The organism is Nannocystis sp. RBIL2, from assembly GCF_026626745.1.
In the GTDB taxonomy this organism is placed as follows: Bacteria; Myxococcota_A; Polyangia; order Nannocystales; family Nannocystaceae; genus Nannocystis.
This window is the reverse complement of sequence record NZ_JAPNJW010000002.1, coordinates 1671424-1684694: the sequence shown is the minus strand read 5'-3', so window position 1 is coordinate 1684694 and position 13271 is coordinate 1671424. Positions and strand designations below refer to the sequence as shown.

Genomic DNA, 13271 nt, shown 5'->3' with positions numbered 1-13271 from the left:
GGGGACATGCCCGTACGGATCGGCGACCGCGACCTCGCCGCGCCCAAGGGCCACACGGCCGGGACGCACCGCACGCGCAGCCCGGCCGCGACCCTGGCGGCCTTCCGCCCATTAATGCCGCGCCTCGGCATCACCCGCCTCGCCGACGTCACCGGCCTCGACGTCGTCGGCGTGCCCGTGGTCCAGGCGGTGCGCCCGAACGCGCGCTCGGTCAGCGTGTCGCAGGGCAAGGGCGCGGACCGGGACGCTGCGGCCGCGTCGGCGCTGATGGAGGCGATCGAGGGCTGGCACGGCGAGCGTGTGGCGGCGCCGCTGCGGTGGGAGCGGGCGGCGGCGCTGCGGCGCGAGGGCGAGGCGGTCGTCGACCTGCACGGCCTGCCGCGCCGCGAAGGCGCCGAGGTGCGCGAGGACGTGCCGCTGTTGTGGTGCCTCGGCTGGGACCTGCTGGCGGGGCGGCCGACGTGGGTGCCGCACGCGTGCGTGAGCGTCGACTTCGTCCGCGATCCTCGCGAGCCGCTGCCGCCGTTCATCGAGAGCACCAGCGGGCTGGCCTCCGGCAACCACCTGCTCGAGGCGAGCGTGCACGCGCTGTGCGAGCTCATCGAGCGCGACGCGACCGCTCTGGCGCCGCTCGCCGTCGACGATCCGCGGCGGGTCGACCTCGCGGGCGTGACCGACCCGAGCTGCCGCGAGGTGCTCGCGCGCCTGCACGCGGCGGAGATCGAGGTCGGCGTGGTCGACATCACCTCCGACCTCGGCGTGCCGACCTACGCCTGCCGGATCGTCGACCGCCCCGGGGCGCCGCGCTGGGCCGCCCGCGGGGCCTGCGGCGGCTACGGGGCCCACCTCGACCCGGCGGTCGCCCTGCTGCGCGCGCTGACCGAGGCGGTGCAGAGCCGGCTGACGCTGATCGCGGGCAGCCGGGACGACCTGTCCCCGAAGACATACGAGGCGTTCACCGACCCGCAGGCGGGCGCCGACGAGGCCGCGGCGCTGGCGAGCGCGCGGCCGCAGCGGGCCCTCGGCCCCAGCCTGGCGACCGACAGCTTCGACGGCGATCTCGAGCTGCTGCTGGCCCGTGTGCGCGCGGCCGGGTGCACCAGCGCGGTGGTGGTCGACCTCACCCGCGCGGAGATCGGGGTGCCGGTGGCGCGCCTGGTCGTGCCTGGTCTCGAGGGCAGGTTCGCCGGCATGGCCCCGGGGCCGCGAGCGCGGGCGCGAGCGGCCGGGTGAGCCGCGACGCAGGCGTAGGTCTCTCGCGACATGGGGCGCGAGATGTCCTTGGGGACATGTCCATACACGATCGCGGGCGCCGCTGCGGGTGCCGCGTGAGATGTCCTTGAGGACATGTCGAGGCTCGGTCGCCGATGGCGCTCGCTCACGGTCGCGTGACTTCGTGACATGTCTTTCGGGTCATGTGGACTCGTTCGGTGGTGTCGCCCACGCGAACGTCCTCCGTGGACGCAGGGTCGGACGATGGCCAGGCCTCTGCCCGTCGCAGGCCGCCGAGCGGGGGTCGCCGTCGCTTCGGGCGTGCGCGCGGGCGGCGGAGCGGGTACCTTGTCGGTCGTGACTGCGACGCGCAGCGACGAGCAGCTGCTGGCGGCCTGGCGCGCGGGGGAGCGCCGGGCCGGGGAGCAGCTGTTCGAGCGCTACTACGAGCCGGTGGCGCGCTTCTTCTTCAACAAGACCGAGGCCGGGGCGGAGCTGATCCAGCAGACGTTTTTGGCCTGCGTCGAGGCGGCCGGCAAGTTCCGCGGCGAGGGCAGCTTCCGCAGCTTCCTGTTCGCCATCGCCTATCGCCAGCTGTGCCGCCACTACCGCGATCGCAAGGGCGACCGCATCGACCTCACCGAGGTCTCGGTCGCGGCGATGGAGCCGTCGCCGAGCCAGGTCATGGTCGAGGGCGAGGAGCTCAAGCTGCTGCTCGCCGGGTTGCGACGGATCCCCGTCGACTGCCAGGTCGCGCTCGAGCTCCTTTATTGGGAGCAGCTGACGACCGCGGAGATGGCGGCGGCGCTCGAGATCCCCGAGGGCACGGTGAAGTCGCGCCTGCGCCGCGGGCGCGCGCTGCTGCGCGAGGCGATCGAGGCGCTGGCGCGCAGCCCCGAGCTGGCGACCAGCACTCTGATGGGGATCGAGACGTGGGCGGGCGCGCTGCGGGCCCGGGCGGGCCTCCCGGCGGGCTCGGGCGAGAAGTGACGATTTCAGTGATCCGGACCGGACCGGGTGGAACCACTGCGGGGGAGAGCGAGGCGCCCGCATGTCCCACGCGCAGATCCAGGAGTCCGTCATGAAGCTCGTCGACGTCGACGAGACCCACCCCGACCCGAGCCAGGCCGACGTATCGGCCGACGCCGACACCCAGGCGACGCCGCGGCTGCGGCCGGAGGTGCTCGGCGACGCGGCGCAGCGGCGCACCAAGGCGATGGTCCACGCGTCGCTGTTCAAGGGCGCGGACGAGGCGCCGACGATCGGGCCGTACCAGGTGCTGAAGCTGCTCGGCGAGGGCGGGATGGGGGTCGTGTACGCGGCCTACGACGACAAGCTCGAGCGCAAGGTGGCGCTGAAGCTCATCCGCGGGGCCGCGCTGCAGCGGCCGCAGGGGCGGGCCCGGACGCTCCGCGAGGCGCGGGCGCTGGCCCGGCTGTCGCACCCCAACGTGGTCCACGTGTACCAGGTCGGCGAGGTCGACGACGAGGTGTTCGTGGCGATGGAATTTCTCACCGGGCCGACGCTGCGCGCGTGGCTGGCGACGCAGCCCCGATCGTGGCGCGAGGTGCTGACGGTGTTCCGCCAGGCGGGCGAGGGGCTGGCGGCGGCCCACCGGCAGGGGGTGGTGCATCGCGACTTCAAGCCGGCCAACGTGATCGTCGGCGACGACGGCCGCGTGCGCGTGGTCGACTTCGGCCTGGCGCACTTCGGCGACAGCGAGGCGCTGCCGGAGTTGCCAGCCGCGCGCGAGGTGACCGACGTGCTGCTGACTCAGACCGGCGCGGTGCTGGGGACGCCGGCGTACATGGCGGCCGAGCAATTCGCGGGCGCGCGCGGCGACGCGAAGACCGATCAGTACAGCTTTTGTGCGGCCCTCTACGAGGCGCTGTACGGCCAGCGACCGTTCGTCGGCGCCGATGTGCAGGCGCTGGCGACTGCGGTGGCCGAGGGCCGGGTGCGGTCGCCGAAGTCGGGGCAGGAGGTGCCGGCGTGGTTGCATCGGGTGGTGCTGCGCGGCCTGCAGCCCGATCCCGCGGCGCGCTGGCCGTCGATGGACGCGCTGCTTGCAGCGCTGCAGGCGACCGACACGCAGGTCCGCGCGCGGCGAGTCTTCGCCGCGATCGCCTCGGGGTTCGCTCTTCTGGCCGGCCTCGGTTACATGTCGTCGAGCGGCGCGCCGCCCCCGGCCGCGCAGCAAGACGAGGTGGCCGCGGCGCGGGCCGAGGTGACGCGCACGCAGGATGAGAAGCTGCTGACAGAGGCGCGGGCCGCGTTGACGCGCGACCCGGTGGCGGCGATCCGCGCGTTGGCGCAGCTGGCCGGTGACGATCCGCGGATGTGGAACGAGGCGCGCTTCTTCGCCGCGGCCGCGACGGCGGGCGGGCTGCCGGCGCAGGTGCTGCGGGCAGAACGAGGGCTGGCCGAGGCGCTGCCGCTGACCGACGGCGGCGTCGTCGGCCGCGACGAGCTCGGCGCGGTGTGGCGATGGAGGCTGTCCGATGGGACAGGCGAACAGGTGCTCGATCCGGGCGCGGCCAAGCAGCTGCTGGCGGCCCGCGACGCGCCGGTGTGGGCGGTCGTCGGCGAGACTTCGGTGACCGTGTTCGGCGCGGGCGAGCCGCGCACGATCGACATCCGTGGAGAGGCCGAGAGCGGCCACAGGATGTGGGCGCTGGCGGCCGACGGGCGCACCTTGACCGTTCAGGCGTGGTCGCGCGCCAGCGGCCCGGGGGGTCCCGTCTCGCTGCAGCTGTGGGATCTGACGGCACCCGACGCGCTGCCGCGGTCGATCCCGCTGCCGCCCGGCGTGTGGCCCGCGGTCGCCGACGACGCGTCGACGGTGGCCTTCGCCGACGGCGACGGGACGCGGGTGGTCCGGCCGCGCGACGGCAGCGAGGCGAGGTTGAAGTATGTCGGCCGACCGTTCGCGCTGACGGGCGACGCGCGGTTCGCCATCGCCTCGCCGAACGACGACGACGACGGGTGGCTCGACGTCGTCGACATCGAGACGGGCACGTCGCGCCGAGTCGAGGCCGGTTGGGGCACGCCGGTCGGGGAGGGCGACGCGCTGTTCATGCGGCCGGAGTACGGCCACCAGGCGCTGTGGCGCGAGTCGCTGGCCACCGGCGAGGTGGTGTGGCGGATGCAAGTGCCCTCGCACGGCGGTCGGGTCAATCGGCGCGTGCTCGTCGAGCCCGGCGGCGATCACTTTGCGGTGGCGATCGGCGAGGACTGGGCCGTCGGCGACCTGCGGAGAGGAGGCCTGCGCTCGTTCGTGACTGTCCCGAAGGACAGGCTTCCGCAGTGGGGGCGCGAGGGGGCGCTGCTGGTGATGCATCGCAACGAGGTGCGGATCCACCGGCCACAGGCGGCGGCGGTGACGGTGCACAAGCGCGGGCCCGACTGCGCGCTGGCGCCGGCGGCTCGCTGGGCCGCGGCGACGCCGTGGGACCGGAGCCGCGGCGAGTTCACGCGGGTCGAGCTGGCGACGGGCGCGACGGCGACGTTCCGCTGCCCGAACCCGCCCGCCGCAGGGTCCGACATGGACGCGATGTACGGTCTGAATGCGTTCGTCGACGACGCGGGGCAGGTCACAGTGGTCGGGGAGGAGGGCTGGAACTGCTGGTGGGACGAGCAGCACGGCGCCCGCGTCGGCGCGCAGCCGCTGACGGGCTGGATCTTCGAGCTGCCGCGCGGGGTGGCGCGAGCGGTCGAGGCCGATGTCGAGGTGTGGATCGGGCCGGATCAGCGGGCGCAGCGCTTCACCGCCGCGGCCAAGGTGGTCGACCTGCAGGCGAGCCCGTCGGGGCGACTGCTCGCGGTGCGCAGCGAGAAAGGCGTCGAGCTGCTGGCGATCGACAGCGGCGCGGTGACGCCGGTGGTCACGGAGGCGAGCCCGCTGGGACCCGGCGAGCTGACGGCGGGGGCGCTGGCGTGGAGCCCCGACAGCGCGCAGCTGGCGGTGCTGAAGCCGCTGACGGGCTCGCTCGAGCTGACGCGCTGGGACGTGAGCGGGGCGCCGCGCGAGCTGGAGCGACGTGTCCTGAAGGACAGCCCGGGGCGGCCGCGCAACCGGGTGGCGTTCTCCCCCGCGGGCACGACGCTGGCGGTGACCAATCGCCACGAGTCGTTGATGCTGGTCATACCGGGCGGGACGTTCGCGGTGGCGACGCCCGAGCTCGCGGCGTTCACGATGCGCAGCGAGACCGAGGCGGTCGGGGTCGACTTCCAGGGCGGCCCCTTCATGGTCGACGTCTCGGCGGGGGAGGTGTCGCCGCTGACGCCGAACCCGGACCTCGGCTCGTCGACGAACGCGCCGATCCGCCGCGCAGCCGACGGCACCGTGTGGGCCTGCGACGCGCTCGGGCCGGGGACGCTGCTGCGAGCGGCGCCGTTCGCCGGCGAGACGCCGGAGGCGGTGCGCGAGCGGATCGCGGGGCTCGCCGCGGCGCTGTGACGGCCGGCCGCCCGGTCCGCGCGAGGAGGCGCGGGCGTCCCCGTTCCTGGCGGTTTTGCGGTAGTTTGCGCGCGTGACGGCGAAGACATGTTTCCGCGGATCTGTCTGTGGGGGCGAGGCTCGTCTCCGCGAAGCAGCTGTCTTGAGAACTTCGAGACATGCCGATCGGGACATGTCGAAAAAGACATGCGGTTCGAGCAGATCCGAGGTGCAGCATGAGTAACCTCGTGGTGTTCCTCGGGCCGACGCTGACGAGCGGGGAGGCGTCGCTGCACACGACGGCGAACATCCTGCCGCCGGCGCGGCTCGGCGACGTGTACGACGCGGTGACGCGGCAGGGGGCGCGGGCGATCGGGCTGGTCGACGGGCTGTTCAACTCGGTGCCGGCGGTGTGGCACAAGGAGATCCTGTTCGCGCTGTCGCGCGGGGTGCGGGTGTTCGGGGCGGCCAGCATGGGCGCGCTGCGGGCCGCCGAGCTGCACCCGTTCGGCATGGAGGGCGTCGGCGCGGTGTTCGTGGCGTTCGCCCGCGGCGAGCTGACCGACGACGACGAGGTGACCGTGGCCCACGCGACGGCCGAGGCCGGCTATCGGCCGCTGTCGGAGGCGCTGGTCAATCTGCGCCACGGGCTCGACATGGCCGAAAAGGCAGGCTCGATCGCGGCGGCGTCGGCCGGCCGCTTGCTCGCCTACGCCAAGGCGACCTTCTACGCCGACCGCTCGTGGCCGGCGCTGTTCCGGGCCGCGCCCGGGCTCGGCGTCGGCGAGGACGAGCTCGCGGGGCTGCGCGCGTTCGTCGGCCGGGTGCGTCCCAACCGCAAGCGCGACGACGCGATCGCGCTGCTGCGGGCGATGACCGACGCGGGCGGCGAGGCGATGCCGCGGCACGCGGCGAACTTCGAGTTCGAGGCGACGAGCTTCTGGGAGGCGATGATCGCCACGACCGCGCGCGCCGACGCGACCGCGCCGCGTGACGAGGCGCTGGCGCTGCACGCGTTGCTGTCGCCCGGGGGCGAAGAGCGCGGGCGCGGGGCGCTGCTGCTGGCGCTGGCGCTGGCCGAGGCCGAGCGACGCGGGATCGAGGTCGAGGGGGCGGCGATGAGCGCGGCGGCCGAGCGGATCCGCCGCGCCCTCGGCCTGCGCGACAAGCTGGCCATGAGTACATGGCTCAAAGAGCAGGGGCTCGACCTGGCGGGCTCGCAGGCGCTGCTGCGCGCGGAGGCGATCGTCGACGCGCTCGGGCGAGAGCACGCGCTGGCGGTGCGCAGCCTGGTGACGCTCGAGCTGCAGCGCCGCGGCGAGCTCGGACGGGCGCGCGAGCAGCTGGCTGCTGCCGGCGAGGTCGCGTGGTCGGAGGCCGGGCTGTCGCGCGAGGCGCTGCTGCAGTGGTACGAGCACGAGGTGCGGTGGCTCGGCGCCGACCTGCCGGCGGCGCTGCGCATGTTGGGGCTGGGGACGCTCGATCAGCTGCTGACGGCGATCGCGCGGGTCAAGGCGACGATGCCGGCAGCGTCTTGAGCTGCTCGATCTGCGCGTGAGCGTCGGGGTCGAGAGCCGAGACGCGATGCAGGGAGCCGTCTAGCGAAAGCGCAGGCGCGCCCTGGAGCGCCGGACGGAAAGGCGCGATGCCGGGGTCGCCTCGACACTTGAGCGCTGAAGGGCGAGGCGCGATGCGGGGGCCGTCTGGCGTGAGCGCAGGCAACGCTGGAGCGCTGGAGAGTGAGGCCGGGCCGTCTTGGCGCACGTGGTCTCACGCGGTCGGCCGCTTTCACACCGTTGCGCGGTCGGATGACCCGAGGAACATGTCCCGAAAGCCATCCACTCAATCATCGGCCGTGGCGCCTTGTGGAGTGACCGGCTGACCGAGGCACATCCGGTCATTCGCGCACGGGGGCCGGCGAGCTTCAGCGCGCGGGCTCGATCGTCGAGAGCCCGCGCGCCTGGCCGACTCACCCGCCCGCGAGGACGCGGGTGGCGACTTGCTTGAGCAGGTCGGAGTCGACCTGGTCCTTGTGCGTCTTCATCACCGCGCCGACGAGCTTGCCGACCTGCTTGGGGTCGGTGATGTTGTTGGCGGTGGCGGCCTCGCGGACGAGCGCCTCGGTGGCGGCCTCGTCGAGGCGGGTCGGCATGAACTGCTCGCAGAAGCGGAGCTCGAACTGCGACTCGGAGAGCAGCTGCTGGCCGCGGTCGCCCAGCTTCTCGTACTCGCCGATCGTCTTCTTGAGCTGCTTGACGTACGACTTGATGGTGTCGAGCCACAGCGCGTCGTTGTCCTCGGCGCCGGAGCCCGACTTGAGCTCGAGCAGGACCTTGCTCTTGAGCATGCCGATGACGTTCTTGGTCGCCTCGTCGCGGGCGAGGCGGGCCTCGCGCAGCTTGGCTTCGATCTGGTCTTTGACGGACATGAGGCCGCGGAAGATAACAAACAATTGCCGCGGGGCGCGTCAGCCGCCGCGAAAGCGCGGAGAACGGCGCTCCCGCGCGGCCGACCGGCCCTCGCGGAAGTCCTCGCTGGCATAGGCGACACGGCGGGCTTGCTCGTGCGCGGCGAGCTCTTCACCGGACGGACCGCCGCGGTCGAGCGCGCGCAGCAGGTCGCGGTGAGCCCGGAGGCTCTGCGGCGCGCCCTGCCGCAGCCGCGTAGCGAATGTCTCGCTGGCCTGGGCCAGCTCGTCGGGCGCGTGCAGGCTGAGCAGAGCGCCGGCGCGGTGGGCCTCGTCCGCGCCGATCGCCTCGGCCGCGAGCAAGAGGCGGGGCGCCAGCGCCGGGCCGAACACGCGGCGCAGCAGGGCCACGCCGGCCGCGTGGTAGACGACGCCGAGGCGCGCGGCCGGCACGGTGAAGCGCGCGTCGTGGGCGGCGAGGCGCAGGTCGCAGGCCGCGATCAGCTCGACACCGGCGCCGAACACCTCGCCGCGGACGACCGCGACGAGGAGCCCGTCGCAGGTCTGCAGCGCGGCGGAGGCGGCGATCAGCGGGGCGTCGGGGGCGCTGGCGGCCGGGGCGTCGACCTGTCCTTCGGGCAAGGCGTCGAGGTCGAAGCCGGCGCAGAAGCAGGGCCCAGGGGCCGCGTCGAGCAGCACGACCTCGCCGCGGAGCGCCCGCGCGCCGGCCTCGAGGGTCGCCAGCATGGCCGGGGTGAGGGCGTTGCGCTTGCGCGGGTGGCTGATCGTCCAGCGCAGCAGGCCCGGCGCCAGGACTGTCTCGATCACGCGGGCTTCGTCGCTCATCGGCCGCCTCCGACAGGGCGAGCGGCGTGGAGGCGCGGGGTGGAGGCGAGGGGGCGAGCGGGGCGGGACGAGCGGTCGGTCATGCGCGGGGGCGCCTGGTCGAAGGGACAGTCAGTCGAAGTGCCTGGTCGAAGGGACAGCCGAGCGCGGGGCGCTGGCGTGGTCGAAGGACAGCCGAGATCGGGCGGAGCGGCGCTTGGTCGAAGGGACAGCCGAGAGCTGGAGCGGCCTGGGCGAAGGGGACGGCGCGCGCTGGCCGCGTACGCCTGGTCGAAGGGACAGGCGAGCGCCGAGGAGTGGCACCTGGTCGAAGGGACAGTCGAGCGTCGGGCGCTGGTGCGGCGACGCGGAGGTGCGCGGAGCGCCTGGCGAGGAGTGAGCCCGGTCGGAAGTCTGCCTGGTCGAAGAGACAGTCGATTTGACTCGCGGCCGCCGACGTTGGCCTGGTCGGAAGGACGGCGGAGCGCCAAGTGCTCCGCCCGCACGTGATCCAAGGGACAGATCCTTGCAGACAGTCCCGGCGAGCGGGGTACGCTCGCTCGAAGCGAGCCTGGACGAAGGGACAGGCGCTCGCCGAGCGGTCGGGTCGCCCGTATAGAGAGCGCTCGCGTGCCGGCGACCGCTCGGTGCGTGGCTCGAGGCGCATCCATATGTTCGAAAGGACAGGCGAGCGCGACGGCCCGCGAGAGGCCGCGGTCCGGCACCGAGACGGCTCACGGCGCAGGCGCGGGCGCGGGGTTGCTGGGGCCGGGGGCGTGGAGGGTGAGGCCCTTGCCGGAGTCGGCGGACTTGGGCGGGAGCTCCGGCTTGACCACGCCGGCCTCGACGTCGCGGCGGAGCTTCTCGAGCTGCTGCGCCTGCGGGCTGTCGGGGTTCTGCAAGATCTTGCGGCGGAGCGCGTGGGCTCGCGCGCGGCGCTGCTCGGGCTCGAGGGTCTTCGGGTCGGCCTCGATCAGCGCGATCTCTTCGGGCGTGAGCGGCGGCTCCTTCGGGATCTCCAGCTTCTCGCCCTCCGCGGGGGTGGCCGCAGGGGCGGGCGCGGCCGGCGGGCTCGGCGGTGGGGCCTTGGCGGCCTCGGCAGGAGCGCTCTTGGCGACCTCGGTGGGCGCGGGGGCCGTGGGACCGCAGGCGGCGAGGAGGAGCGCGGCGATGAGCGGACGTCGCATGCGGCGCAGCATACCAGGCCGTCCGCGGGTCGCAGCAGCGTGTGACGCAAGTCCGCGCGGCGGGCGGCCTGGCGGGTCGGGCCGGGCACGCGCGGGGACGCGGCCGCCGATCCGGCCGGACGGCGGCTCGCGCCCGGGGACGCGCAGGGGCCCGACTACGGCGCGGGAGCGACGCGCCAGCCGCACGGCAGTGGCCTGGAGATAACATGCCCCGAAGGACAGGTCCCTGCGGTCGCGGGCGCTCGACGCCCGGAAGTGGATGCGGTGAAATATCCACGGGCGCGACGGCGTTCGTGGCGCGGACGGCATGCGGATCGACCTGCGGAACCTCGGCAAGACCTACGACGGCGACCGCTGGGCCATCCGCGGGCTCGACCTGACGGTCCCCAGCGGATCGATCTGCGGGCTCATCGGCCCGAACGGCGCCGGCAAGTCGACGACGCTGCGGATGCTGGCGACGGTGATGCGGCCGACCGAGGGCGAGATCCGCTTCGACGGCCGGGCGCCGGAGATCGACGACGCCGAGCTGCGGCGGTCGATCGGCTTCCTCGGCGACGGCAACCCGCTCTACAAGCACATGAGCCCGAGCGAGTACCTGCGCTTCTTCGGCGAGTGCTTCCGGATCCCCGACAAGGAGCTGGGCGCGGCGGTCGAGGACATGCTGGTGACCTTCGACCTGGTCGACAAGCGCGACGCACCTGCGGGCTCGCTGTCGAAGGGCATGCGTCAGCGGCTGCTCATCGCCCGCTGCCTGCTGCACCGGCCCAAGCTGCTGATCCTCGACGAGCCGGCCGACGGCCTCGATCCGCGCGGCCGCAGCGACCTGCGGGCGATCCTGCAGCGCACGCGCGAGCGCGGGACGACGGTGCTGATCTCGTCGCACATCCTCCGCGAGCTCGACGACCTGTGCGATCAGATGGCGATCCTGCAGCAGGGCAAGCTGGTGGTCGCGGGCGACGTCGCCGACATCATCGAGCGCTACGAGGTCCGCCGGTTCGTCTACGAGCTGCGGCTGCTGCCGCCGACGAGCGAGGGCGGGGCCGCCAGCGAGCGCGCGCGCGAGGTGCTGGTGCAGCATCGGGCGCTGATCGAGGCCAGCGGGTTCGAAGACGGCTGCGAGACCATCACCGCCCAGGTCCCCGGCGGCGAGGACCGCATGGCCGACGCCCTCGCGGCGCTCGTGGCCGCCGGGGTCCGCGTGGTCACCTGCAGCCGCGTCCGCAGCCGCCTCGAAGACGTCTATAACCGCCTGTCCGAAGACCGCGTCAACTAGCCAGGAGCCCGTCATGCCTCGCGTCCTCTCGATCCGCTCCGCCGCCCGGCCGTTCGTCGCCCGGGCCCTCCGCGGCCCTCGCGGCCGTCGCCTGCTCGGGCTGTCCGTGCTGCTCGCCGCGCTGTCGGGGGTGCTCGGCATCTGGCTGGCCCTCGGGACAGGTGAGTTCGAGCGCGACCTGCGGGTCGGCTTCGACCTTGAGCAGAGCCGCCACGTCCAGGAGGAGCGCCGCTTCGCCCTGATCGCCGACTCGGCCGAGGAGGCGGAGGCGCTGCGCGCCGCGGTGGCGCGCCGGTTCGCCGGGCAGACGCTGGTGTACGACGACGCCGGCTATCGAGTCACCAACGCGCTCGACGCCGCCGAGTCGCGGCTGCGGCGGGCCGCCTACGGCGAGGCGCCGCGGCACCACCGCGCGCTCCAGCGCGACGCGATCCTGGCCTTCGAGGCATGGACGAAGGGACATGTCGATGCGAACAGCATCTACGGCGCGCCCGACTACAACTGGTACGACGCCGGCGAGGTCGCGGCGCTGCGGGCGGTGGTCGACCGCACGATGTCGCCGGCGGTCGAGGAGTACGCCTCGCCGCTGTCGCCGATCGACGCGCTGCGGATGACCGGGGTGCTGGCCGGCGGGGCGCTGCTGCTGTTGCTGCTGCTGGCCGCGCCGGTGCTGGCGGGCACGCAGATGGCCCAGGAGACCCACGAGAACACGCTGCAGCCGCTGGCCGGCAGCGCGCTGCGGGCCCAGGAGCTGGCGCTCGGGCTGACCGCGGGGCCGCTGGCGGTCATCGGCGTGCTGGCGGCGCCGCAGCTGCTGCTCCTGTTGGCGGCGGCGGCGGTGGTCGGTCACCTCGGGGCTGCGCTGGCGCTGGTCGCGGTGGTGCTGGCCGGCGGGGCGTTCCTGGTCATGCTCGGGCAGCTGGCCGGCCTGGCGCTCGGCAAGGTCCGCTCGCCGGGGTTGGTCGGCGGCGGGCTGGCGGCGATCCTCGGGGTGCTCGGCGGGATCGGGGTCGCGCTCGCGGCCGAGCTGTCCCATCGGACAGTCGGCGTCCTGGCCCTGCTGCCGCAGGCGGCCGCCAGCCACTCGCTGGCGCAGGCGTTCGGCCTCGGCGACGCCGGCCGGGGCTTCGGCGCCGAGCTCGACACCACGGTGCCGGTGGTGGTCGGGGCGGCCGGCATGCTGACTCTGGCGTTCCTCGGGCTGCGCGCGCTGGCCCGCCGGGTCGGCAACACCTCGCTGGTGTCGCTGCGCCGCGGCGAGGCGCTGGTCGGCGCGGTCGTGGCGATGGTGCTCGTCACCACTGCCAACCCGCCGCACGAGTGGCGCGCCGAGGAGTTCTACCTGCTCAACCTCGGGCTGCTGTCGATCCCCCTGGCGATCCTGCTGATGATGCGGGCGCCGACCGGAGATGTCCCTCCGGCCATGCGGCGCACGCCGGTCGGCTCGCTGGTCGGCGAGTTCGTCGGCTGGGCCGGCCTCTACCTGCTGCTGGCGGCGATGCTGGTCAGCCACGAGACCATGTGGCTGTTCCGCAGCCCGTTCGCGCTGCTGTTCGCCGGCTGGTTCCTGGGGGTCGCCGCGCTGCTGGCCCTGCGCGTGGCCGTCGCGCCGATGACCTTCGCGTCGCGCCTGTGGGCCGGCGTGTGCGCGGCGATGCTGGCGATCTCGTTCGGCCAGATGGTCATGTGGGCCCGCCCGGCCGAAGACCTGGCCTTCCGCGAGCCACACCTGTTCGTGTTCTCCGAGCTGAGCCCGCTGCTCGGCCTGGTCCAGGCCGTCCTCACCGTCGCCGTCCCGTGGACGCTGCTGCGCGCGCTCCGGCGCCCGGCCTCGATCGCGGCGGTGACCGGCGAATAGCAGGTCCCGGCGAGGTTCATCCAATGGCCCGGAGGACATGTCCTTCGGGCCATTGGTGTATCCGGGCGGGC

9 protein-coding genes are annotated in these 13271 nt (G+C 73.9%); 6 read left to right on the top strand and 3 right to left on the bottom strand.

The window, feature by feature from the left end; genetic code table 11:
* Positions 1-6 precede the first annotated feature (6 nt).
* From OV090_RS31855 to OV090_RS31840, 4 genes are all read left to right on the top strand, one after another.
* On the top strand, positions 7-1233 hold the full coding sequence (locus OV090_RS31855; RefSeq protein ID WP_267708431.1) for a YcaO-like family protein: 1227 nt from the start codon (positions 7-9) through the stop codon (positions 1231-1233).
* A 336-nt stretch (positions 1234-1569) separates the two neighbouring features.
* Positions 1570-2202, top strand: coding sequence for a sigma-70 family RNA polymerase sigma factor (locus OV090_RS31850; protein ID WP_267708430.1), 633 nt, complete (start codon positions 1570-1572; stop codon positions 2200-2202).
* A gap of 61 nt (positions 2203-2263) precedes the next feature.
* Positions 2264-5671, top strand: coding sequence for a serine/threonine-protein kinase (locus tag OV090_RS31845; protein WP_267708429.1), 3408 nt, complete (start codon positions 2264-2266; stop codon positions 5669-5671).
* Positions 5672-5886: 215 nt separating this feature from the next.
* On the top strand, positions 5887-7188 hold the full coding sequence (locus tag OV090_RS31840; protein ID WP_267708428.1) for a TfuA-like protein: 1302 nt from the start codon (positions 5887-5889) through the stop codon (positions 7186-7188).
* Positions 7189-7619: 431 nt separating this feature from the next.
* Here the strand turns inward: OV090_RS31840 and OV090_RS31835 are convergent, their stop codons facing one another.
* The 3 genes from OV090_RS31835 to OV090_RS31825 form a co-directional block, all read right to left on the bottom strand.
* The gene (locus tag OV090_RS31835) at positions 7620-8078 is read right to left on the bottom strand and encodes a GatB/YqeY domain-containing protein (protein ID WP_267708427.1); all 459 of its coding nucleotides are present in this window, start codon (positions 8076-8078) and stop codon (positions 7620-7622) included.
* 39 nt (positions 8079-8117) lie between these two features.
* On the bottom strand, positions 8118-8903 hold the full coding sequence (locus OV090_RS31830; protein ID WP_267708426.1) for an enoyl-CoA hydratase-related protein: 786 nt from the start codon (positions 8901-8903) through the stop codon (positions 8118-8120).
* A 713-nt stretch (positions 8904-9616) separates the two neighbouring features.
* Complete coding sequence (locus OV090_RS31825) at positions 9617-10069, bottom strand: hypothetical protein (protein ID WP_267708425.1); 453 nt, start codon at positions 10067-10069, stop codon at positions 9617-9619.
* A gap of 307 nt (positions 10070-10376) precedes the next feature.
* Here OV090_RS31825 and OV090_RS31820 point away from each other — a divergent pair, with 307 nt between their 5' ends.
* Both OV090_RS31820 and OV090_RS31815 read left to right on the top strand, forming a co-directional pair.
* Positions 10377-11342 carry an ABC transporter ATP-binding protein gene (locus OV090_RS31820; protein WP_267708424.1) on the top strand — a complete coding sequence of 322 codons (966 nt, stop codon included), beginning with the start codon at positions 10377-10379 and terminating at the stop codon, positions 11340-11342.
* Between the two features lie 13 nt (positions 11343-11355).
* Entirely contained in the window at positions 11356-13200 is a 1845-nt protein-coding gene (locus OV090_RS31815; RefSeq protein ID WP_267708423.1) for a hypothetical protein, read from the top strand.
* Positions 13201-13271: the final 71 nt, after the last annotated feature.